General features: G+C 61.0%; 7 protein-coding genes. 5 read left to right on the top strand and 2 right to left on the bottom strand.

Annotated features, from left to right (window positions below; translation table 11 throughout):
- Nucleotides 1-204 precede the first annotated feature (204 nt).
- Nucleotides 205-1,707, top strand: a complete 1,503-nt coding sequence (locus tag NW852_RS03270; RefSeq protein WP_414365860.1) for a cation:proton antiporter — start codon at nucleotides 205-207, stop codon at nucleotides 1,705-1,707.
- On the opposite strand, the gene NW852_RS03265 is transcribed toward NW852_RS03270, so the two are convergent.
- Nucleotides 1,708-2,289 carry an FHA domain-containing protein gene (locus tag NW852_RS03265; protein WP_414365859.1) on the bottom strand — a complete coding sequence of 194 codons (582 nt, stop codon included), beginning with the start codon at nucleotides 2,287-2,289 and terminating at the stop codon, nucleotides 1,708-1,710.
- Between the two features lie 117 nt (nucleotides 2,290-2,406).
- Here NW852_RS03265 and NW852_RS03260 point away from each other — a divergent pair, with 117 nt between their 5' ends.
- The 4 genes from NW852_RS03260 (at nucleotide 2,407) to NW852_RS03245 (ending at nucleotide 4,721) form a co-directional block, all read left to right on the top strand.
- Nucleotides 2,407-2,625: an NAD(P)H dehydrogenase subunit NdhS gene (locus tag NW852_RS03260; RefSeq protein ID WP_414365858.1), complete on the top strand. Its 219-nt coding sequence runs from the start codon at nucleotides 2,407-2,409 to the stop codon at nucleotides 2,623-2,625.
- A gap of 11 nt (nucleotides 2,626-2,636) precedes the next feature.
- Nucleotides 2,637-3,386, top strand: a complete 750-nt coding sequence (locus NW852_RS03255; protein WP_414377599.1) for a low-complexity tail membrane protein — start codon at nucleotides 2,637-2,639, stop codon at nucleotides 3,384-3,386.
- 121 nt (nucleotides 3,387-3,507) lie between these two features.
- Nucleotides 3,508-4,308, top strand: a complete 801-nt coding sequence (locus NW852_RS03250) for a hypothetical protein (protein WP_414365856.1) — start codon at nucleotides 3,508-3,510, stop codon at nucleotides 4,306-4,308.
- 164 nt (nucleotides 4,309-4,472) lie between these two features.
- Entirely contained in the window at nucleotides 4,473-4,721 is a 249-nt protein-coding gene (locus NW852_RS03245) for a DUF2949 domain-containing protein (RefSeq protein WP_414372633.1), read from the top strand.
- Nucleotides 4,722-4,810: 89 nt separating this feature from the next.
- Here the strand turns inward: NW852_RS03245 and NW852_RS03240 are convergent.
- A partial coding sequence (locus NW852_RS03240) for an efflux RND transporter permease subunit (protein ID WP_414365854.1) occupies nucleotides 4,811-7,933 on the bottom strand: 3,123 nt, incomplete at its 5' end.

Below are 7,933 nucleotides of genomic sequence, written 5' to 3'. Positions count from 1 at the left end.
TTATCTGGACTATAGGCAAAGGGAAAGAGTGCTCACATGGGCGTTGCCAGGGGATTGCGCGGGAGGTTAGGTTTTGTAACAGTCTTCCGGCGGAGCGACCCCAGAGATGGCAACCCAAGCTTTTCTGCCGCTCTGGTTAGGCCGGCTTAGACGAAAAACTGTCCATCTGAGGGTGAGATCTTGCTGTTGAATTGCCTAGATCCTGTGTTGCTGGCTGTCGAAGCCGCTGCTTCCGTTGAGCCGCCAGTGGGAGACAACCTCTCTCCCCTGATCTTGGTGGCGGTGCTGCTGGCGTTGGTGGTTATCTACTTGGCCAGCCGCATCGCCGGAGAAATTGCCGTTCGCCTCAGCTTCCCCCCGGTGCTGGGAGAGTTGCTGGGGGGTGTCTTGGTGGGAAGTTCTGCCCTGGGGCTGCTGGTCTTTCCAGAAGGGCCGGTCTCCCCAGAGACGTTGCACAACTTGGCCCACTCCTCCGCCTTGATGCAACTGCTGCAAGTGACTGCCGGCCTCGACGAGGGATCCCTTGTGCCGGTGTTTGCCTCCCAGACTGAGATCATCAACGTCCTCTCGGAGATCGGGGTAGTTATCCTCCTATTTGAAATTGGCCTCGAGTCGGATCTGGGGGAACTGTTGCGGGTTGGCCCGCAGGCAGCGGCTGTGGCCGTTATTGGGGTTGCTGTCCCCTTTGCGGCGGGAACCCTGGGCCTGCTCTACCTCTTTCACGTGCCCGCCATCCCTGCCATCTTCGCCGGGGCGGCTCTGACGGCAACCAGCATTGGCATCACCGCCCGCGTCTTGGCCGAGCTGCAAAAACTCACCTCCCCCGAAGGCCAGGTGATCATCGGCGCCGCTGTCCTGGACGACGTGTTGGGCATCATCATCTTGGCCGTGGTGGCCAGCTTGGCCAAAACCGGAGAGGTTGACGTCGCCGATGTGAGCCTCATCATCCTCAGCGCTGTCGTCTTTCTGGTCGGCTCTATCGTCTTGGGGCGACTCCTCAGCCCCTACTTTGTGGCCCTTCTCAACCACCTGAAAGCCCGCGGCAACCCCCTTTTGCCCGCTCTGGTGTTGGCTTTCTTGTTGGCCTACGTGGGACAGGTGATCCACCTGGAGGCGATTTTGGGCGCTTTTGCCGCCGGCCTGATTCTGGGGGAAACCGACAAGCGTCAAGAGCTAGAAGAACAGATCAAACCCGTTTCCGACCTGCTGGTGCCCATCTTCTTCGTCTGTGTCGGGGCCAAAACCAACCTCGCCGTCCTTAACCCCGCCATCCCTGCCAACCGGGAGGGGTTGATCATTGCCGTCTTCTTGGTTAGCGTTGCCATTTTCGGCAAGCTGGCCGCTGGGCTGGGGGCGTTTGGCAAGCCGGGCATCAGTCGTTACGCTGTCGGCGTGGGCATGATTCCCCGCGGCGAAGTGGGTCTGGTGTTTGCCGGCGTGGGAGCGGCCAGCGGCGTTCTCTCCGAGGCTCTCGACGTCAGCATCATCGTCATGGTGATTGCCACCACCTTCATCGCCCCCCTCTGGCTGCGGGGGGTGCTGGTGGGCGGGGAAGCAATAGAAGCCAATACGTCCGGCCCAGACGACGCCCCTCCCTCTCTCTTGGAGCTACAGGCGGAGGCCACGGAGCAAGGCCGCAAAGACGCTGCCAGTGCTCCAGAGCTCGCTCCCCCAGACTCAGGACGGGTGGGTATTCCTGAGGGTTAATCAACCCCTCAGTTGCCGCCAGATGGCCTGTACCAGCAGCCGCAGAGGGTTGCGCCGACGTGGTTTCCCATCTCGGATCCTGTCCGTCGTCTCTGCTTGTGGCGCCATCGCTTGCACTGACGGCGGGTCGAACCGCTGTATTGTGGTCGAGCGTCGATCCACCACCTCTGCCTTAACGCTGCGGAAGCCCACAGCCTGGAGACACTGCTGAAAATCGGCATCGCAGGAGCGGCGAACATAGTATTGCAGCCGCACCTGATCCCCCAACAGGATCTGATCTCCGTCCTTGAGATCCCAGCTCAGACATCTCTGCCCGTTCACTGAGATGCCGTTGGTGCTGCGCTTGCCCTCAAGATTGCCGTCCAGCAGCCGGTAGGTGTACTGGCCGTCCTTGTGCGGTAGCCGCAAGAGCAGCGCATGTTGCCGGGAAACAGCTGCCGAATGGATGACAATAGCGTTGCTGGGATCCCTGCCGATAGAATAAGTGGCGGCACTGAGGGCCACGGCCCGCCGTCCCTGCTCGTCGTCGATCACTAGCACATGCCAAGTCTGGGATGAAGAGAAGGCGGAGTCGGTAGGCATGGTCTGAGCATTGGCCGGGGGTTAGCTCCGCCGAGGGGGGACTCGGCAAAAGAGAGGCTTTCCCTCATAATGATAGGACAGGGCTCCCCTAGCAGTGAGCAATTGTAAACAGCAGCTATGACTTCAGCTTCATCCCTTCTCCAGGAACTCCCCCCGATCTACCCCGGGGTGGCTGTGCGGGTCATCAATCCCAACGATACTTACTACCTCTTTGAAGGACAGGTGCAGCGGGTTACCGACGACCACGCTGCTGTCCTCTTTGAGGGCGGCAACTGGGATAAATTGGTAACCTTCCGCCTCACGGAACTGGAAGTGGTGGACAAATCCCGTCGCTAGCTTGGTTTTCCATGCGCAGCCATTGGCAGGAACCATTCCTCTGGATCTGTGCCGCTGGGATCCTCCTCTTTCCCGTGTGGCTTGGGCTAACCGTCATTGGGTTGGCCACGGGGGATCCCCTTCTGCCGGTGGGAGTAGAGCAGGCGGCAGTGGCTGTGGCGGGCATTGGGCCAGTATTTGCCATGCAGTGGCGCAAACCGTTCGACATCTTCAGCCTGTGGGTGGCCGCCATTCCTCCCGAAGAGCTCACCCCCGGCCAACGGCGTATTTTAGCTGCCTTCCTCAGCCCCGAACACAAGATCTTGACGGTATTGGCGGCACTCCTGCTGCTAGAAGTCTTTGAGCGCCTCTACGACTTTGCCCCCCTCTTTGCCTCCCTCACCCCCGGTGGCGGCACCCGCCTGGCCGGCCTGGCCATAGCCGCCTTCGGGTTTTGGGGGGCCAACCTGTTTTTCCAGATCCCCATTGCAGCCGTGCGGGTACTCCTCCTCAGCGAGCTGGAGCTGGCCCAAATCGATCCCATCCCTGCTGAGGAGATCGAAAGCCGCTTCTCCGTTGTTGGCGATCGCCACATCCCGCTGCTGCAACGGCTGTTACGCTGGGTTGCCGCTCTGGGATCCGCAGTCCCACCCCAAGGACAAAAGGATGAAAATCAGAGACTTGACTGTAAAGTAACAGAAGTATCTGAAGCTGCCAGCTCAGATACTGAATCTGAAGGACGGGAGGCTGCCACACCGGAAACAACCCCTGACTTTACCTAGACAGGTTGCTGGGACGGATTTCCACCCCAAAGAAACTGCAGCTCGATGTTAGAGTGGATGGAATCCAGACTGTTGTCTGACCATCGGCGTTCTCCCGACCTTCGAGGCTACCGCACCGGCAATGGCGAGCAACCTTTCCTCCCGCTTGAAACAGTTCACCCAACGCCTCAGAGAAACCACCCAGCTTTCCCCGTTTTTCACCGAGCAAGCCACCAGCGAAACCCAAAACCTCGCGCGGGAGTTGGCTCAGCTTGGAGAATATGCCACCCAGCTCAGCCAGGTGGTGATGGAGGTAGACTTCCTCAACCAGCTCCATACCCGTCTCTTGAATGAGCGGGAAGTGCTGCAGCAAGAAAAAGACAACTTAGAAGCACGGGTCTTCGAGTTGCAGCAGGAGCGCAACGAGATTGAGCCCCAGGTGATGTACCTGCGTGAACAACTGAGCCAGGCTGCTTTTCAACTGGAGCAAACGCAAAACCGCGAGCGCAGCCTTAGCGAGCGGGAACGGCAATTGTCAGAGATTGTAGCCCAACTGGAGCGCCGGCGGGCCGTCCTCAACCAGGCTATCGAAAACCTCACCAACCAAGAGGCCGATTACACCGTTCGCAACAAAGAGCTGGAAGCCGTCATCAAGGATAACGAGCGCAAAGCCAAGCAATACTTAGAAGCCGCCAACCACTACCGGGCCTACTTGGAAGAGCTGAACGCCCAGATACAGGAAGCTCAGGCCAAGCTGAGGAGCCTCGGTGTTGAGCCCAAACCCACTGACCTGCCGCGGCTTGAGGATATGGAAAAGCCGACTCCCATCCCTACCCCGCCGCCCTCCACTCCCATCGGCTACCCACCACCCCAACAGTCTCCTCCACCCCAGTCGGGCGGTTACTGGTCGGACAGCCCCTTCGATGACGATCCCTGGAGCTAGGTTGCCCAGCCCACCCCCCACGACCCAGCTCTGCGGCAAAGCTCAGTGCTCTCTGCCTTGACCCGCCTTGGGAGGAGGTGGTGAGACACGTACTCTGAAGAAGAGATCCACAGGAGGGGATCCCTTCTAGGGATCCAGCGTCTAGTTGCACCCAAGCCAGACCTATGGAACCGACTGTGCCGGATTTACAAGCCCTCAGCCAATGGGATCGGCAGTTCTGCCGCTTTGCCGAGCAGCAACAGCTCCTCAAGCCCAAACAACTGGCCTTGGCCCTGAAGATCCAGCGGCAGCAGCACGGCCCCCTGGCTTTGATCCTCTGGCAGTTGGGGTTCGTGGGCCTGCAACACTTGGCCCAGTTCTGGGAGAGAGTATCTAGCGGCGCCGAGCTGCTCCGAGATGAGGCCCTCGGCTGAGAAAAGGGGCAAGAGCCCCAAGGTTCTGCGCTATCCCTCTGTGTCCCTGGAAGAAGCTGGAATCCACAAGCATAGGTCTAGCCCTGCAGTCAAGTCGATTCTTCCGGCAGCAGACCTTTGGGATCCTCTGGCGGCGGCAGATGCGCCAGATCCACAGTCGCTCCCCCCAACAGCCGGGCTTGGATCCCTTTGAGGACGACATACAGCACCGGCACCACCAGCAGGCTGAGTAGGGTTGAGACGAACATACCGCCGATAACAGCCGTGCCCAGAGATTGGCGGCTGGCAGCCCCGGCGCCACTGGCCACCGCCAGCGGGAAAATGCCCAGGATCGTGCTCAAAGCCGTCATGAGGATGGCGCGGAAACGCGTCTCCGCCGCCTGGATCGCGGCCTTGGCCAGTGGGATCCCTTGGGCAACCAGTTGGTTGGCAAACTCCACGATCAAGATCGAGTTCTTGCTGGCCAGACCGATCAACATCACCAGCCCCACTTGGCAAAAGATGTCGTTGGCCAGGCCCCGCAGCAGTTGGGCCGAGAGCGCCCCCAAAACCGCCAGCGGCACCGCCAGCAGAATGATCAAGGGATCCACATAGCTCTCAAATTGGGCCGCCAGCACCAGGAAGACGAACACCGACCCCAAAGCAAAGATCAGCGGCGCCTGCCCCCCCGACTCGATCTCTTCTAAGGACAGGCCCGACCACTCGAAGCCAAACCCCTGGGGCAGCAAGCGGGCAGCCAGACTTTCCATAGCCCGAATGGCCTGGCCCGAGCTGAAGCCCGGCAGCGGGCTGCCCTGGATCTCCGCCGAGCGGAAGAGGTTGAAATGATTGATGAGCGCCGGGCCGGTGGTCTCCTCCACCTGAACCAACGTGCTCAAGGGCAAGAGCTGCCCCTGCCCACCGCGCACGTAGAACTGGCCAATACGTTCAGGGCTGCTCCGGAAAGCCTGGTCCGCCTGGACGTAGACCCGGTAGTTGCGGTTGAACAGGTCAAAGTCGTTGACATAGGTGCCTCCCAGCAGCGTCTGTAGCGTGCCGAAGACCTCGGCCAGCGGGATCCCCAGCACCTGCGCTATGTCCCGATCCACCTTGACCTGCAACCGGGGGGAGTTGGCGTTGAAGGTGGGCGGATTAATCCGCACGCCCAGGGGGGGCTGGCCCGGCGGGGGCGGCGAGTTGCCCACAAAGAAAAAGGCGTTGGCCGTCTGCTGCAGCAGGTTGAAATCGTTCACCCCCCGATCCTGGAGTTGGAAGGTAAACCCGCCCGTGTTTCCCAGATCGGGAATGGCTGGCGGCAAAATCGGGATCACCAACGAGCGGCTGATCCCGCCCAAAAAGGGCCCGAACAGCCGGTTGACAATCGCCTGCGCCGATTGTTCCGGTCGCCGCCGCTTGTCCCAGGGCTTGAGGGTGGCGAAGATCAACCCGTTCCCCGGCGAGGGCCCAGTAAAGCTGAACCCCCCCACGATCACCTGGTTTTCGATTTCCGGGATCCCGTCCAAAATGGCGCTGGCCTGCCGGATGACCCGGTCGGTGTAGTTGAGCGAAACCCCCGGCGGCCCCTGCACAATGGTGATGAAAAAGCCCTGATCCTCATCCGGCACAAACCCCGTTGGCACGATCTGGAACAGCCAATAGGTGAGGCCCAGACAGGCGACAAACCCCGCCACCACCACCAGCCGCAGCTTCACCACCAGCTCCAGCAGCCGGCGATAGGCGGCGCGGATCCCTTCCACCGCCCGGTCAAACCAGCGCAACAGCCAAAACATCTGCTCAGAACGTGGGCGGATCAGCAGCGCCGACAACGCCGGAGCCAGGGTAATGGCATTAAACGTAGACAGGGAAACCGATACGGCAATGGTGACGGCAAACTGCTGGTAGATGCGGCCACTGGTGCCGGGAAAGAACGCGATCGGCACAAACAAGCCCAGCAGCACCAGCGTCGTGGCAATCACCGCCCCCAGCACCTCGTTCATCCCCGCCGAGGCCCCCTGCAGAGGCCGCATGCCGCGGTCGCGGATGTAGCGGGAGATGTTCTCCACCACCACGATGGTGTCGTCCACCACCAAACCGGTGGCCAAAGTGAGGCCAAACATGGTCAGGGTGTTGATGGAAAAGCCGAATAGGCGCACAAAGGCGAACGTCCCCAGCAGCGCCACCGGGATCGTGACGGTAGGGATAAGGGTGATGCGCCAATCTTGCAAAAAGATAAACAGCACCAGCACCACCAGGACGATAGCCTGGAGCAGGGTGAAGATCACCTCTTGTACCGACTCGGTGATGAACAGCGTGGCGTCGAAGGCGATCTCGTAGATCAAGCCGGGCGGGAAATTTTTCGCCAGCTCGGCCAACGTCTGCCGCACCTGCCGCGACACCTCGAGGGCGTTGGCATCCGGCTGCTTGGTGATGGCGATCCCCACCGCCTCCTGGCCGCCGATGCGGAAGAACGTATCGTAACTTCGGGCTCCCAGCTCCACCCGGCCCACGTCGGCAATGCGCACCAAGCCGGCATTTGGGCTGGCTTTGAGGACAATTTGGGCAAACTCCTCCGGCTGGGAAAGCCGACCCGTGGCCTGGACGCTGATCTGAAACTCCTGATCCGGCAGGCTGGGCTGGCTGCCGATTTGGCCGGCAGGCACCTGGATATTCTGCTGGCGCACCGCGTTCACCACATCCAGCGCCGTCAGCCCGTAGCCGGCCAGCCGCGTCGGATCCAGCCAGATGCGCATGGCATAGGTGCGCTCCCCAAAGACGATGACATCGCTAACGCCACGGATGCGCCGCAGGGCATCCCGCACGAACAGCTCGGCGTAGTTGCTCACAAACAGCTCGTCGTATTCCCCCGCCTCTGAGCGCAGCGCCACCACCTGCACAAAAGCGCTATCGCCCGCCTTTTCCACGCTGAGGCCGTTTTGAATCACTTCTGCCGGCAGCCGCGCCTGCACGCGTGCCACCCGGTTCTGCACATCCACAGCTGCTGTGTCCAGATCCCGATCCGGGCTGAAGGTGACGGTGATCTGGCTGGTGCCGTTGCTGCTGCTGACCGAGGAGATGTACCGGATGCCCTCGACGCCGTTGATCTCCTGCTCCAGCACATTCGTCACCGCCGTCTCCACCGTCTCGGCATCGGCCCCGGGGTAAACAGCGGTCACCGTCACTGCCGGCGGCGCCACCTGCGGGTAGTAGTCCACCGGCAACAGGGGGATGCTCAC

This window comes from Synechococcus sp. H60.1, from assembly GCF_047462335.1.
In the GTDB taxonomy this organism is placed as follows: Bacteria; Cyanobacteriota; Cyanobacteriia; order Thermostichales; family Thermostichaceae; genus Thermostichus.
This window is presented reverse-complemented; position numbering and strand designations above follow the sequence as displayed.

What these genes read in the sequence shown, in the direction of transcription:
- NW852_RS03250 (WP_414365856.1), top strand. Translation starts at nt 3,508, where the DNA reads ATGGCGAGCAACCTTTCCTCCCGCTTGAAACAGTTCACCCAACGCCTC.
- NW852_RS03260 (WP_414365858.1), top strand. Translation starts at nt 2,407, where the DNA reads ATGACTTCAGCTTCATCCCTTCTCCAGGAACTCCCCCCGATCTACCCC.
- NW852_RS03255 (WP_414377599.1), top strand. Translation starts at nt 2,637, where the DNA reads ATGCGCAGCCATTGGCAGGAACCATTCCTCTGGATCTGTGCCGCTGGG.
- NW852_RS03245 (WP_414372633.1), top strand. Translation starts at nt 4,473, where the DNA reads ATGGAACCGACTGTGCCGGATTTACAAGCCCTCAGCCAATGGGATCGG.
- NW852_RS03265 (WP_414365859.1), bottom strand. Translation starts at nt 2,289, where the DNA reads ATGCCTACCGACTCCGCCTTCTCTTCATCCCAGACTTGGCATGTGCTA.